At 30.8% G+C, this 685-nt stretch carries 1 protein-coding gene; it reads left to right on the top strand.

Translation table 11 applies throughout. The annotated features are described in order from the left end of the window. Positions 1 to 56: 56 nt before the first annotated feature. Positions 57 to 685 (top strand): N-acetylmuramoyl-L-alanine amidase family protein (locus HMPREF1871_RS04310; RefSeq protein ID WP_198145769.1); only part of this gene is annotated, 629 nt, incomplete at its 3' end.

Here is a 685-nt window from a genome sequence, read left to right as displayed (position 1 = left end):
AAATTTCTGTTATAATATAATTGTAGAATTTAATAAAAAAAAGGAGTTGAGTAATTATGATTAACAAAAAAATTAAGTTTTACAAACTATTATTACCATTAATATCTATGGTAACTGTTATAACACTAGGGATACCAAATTCTTTAGCTATATCCCCTAAAGATAAAGTAATTCCTGATAGTGAAAAAAGAATAGTAGTACCAAAAGAAATGATGGCAAGAAGTTCATCGTCAGGCACATGGTTACAAAATGAAAATGGCTGGTGGTGGTATAAGCATGATGATGGTAGTTATACAACAAATGGCTGGGAAAATATAAATGGTAATTGGTATTTATTTGATTCAGAAGGCTGGATGCTAACAGATTGGCAAAATGTCAATGGCAAATGGTATTACCTAGCCTCATCAGGAGAAATGAAAACAGGTTGGTTACAATTAGGAAGTACATGGTATTATTTAGCTGAAAGTGGAGAAATGCAAACTGGTTGGCAAGATATATGGGGTGTATGGTATTACTTTAATTCATCAGGAGAAATGTTAACAGGTTTACAAAATATAGATAGTAATCTTTATTACTTTGACTCTTCAGGACACATGCAAAAAGGTTGGGTAACTATAAGTGGAACTAATTATTTCTTTGATGAAAGTGGAAAAAATATTAAAGAATCAGAATTAGGAAGAAAAGC

Source organism: Gemelliphila asaccharolytica (genome assembly GCF_001553005.1).
Taxonomy (GTDB): domain Bacteria; phylum Bacillota; class Bacilli; order Staphylococcales; family Gemellaceae; genus Gemelliphila; species Gemelliphila asaccharolytica.
Note: the sequence above shows the minus strand (reverse complement) of the source record. Positions and strands in the feature narration are given on the sequence as shown.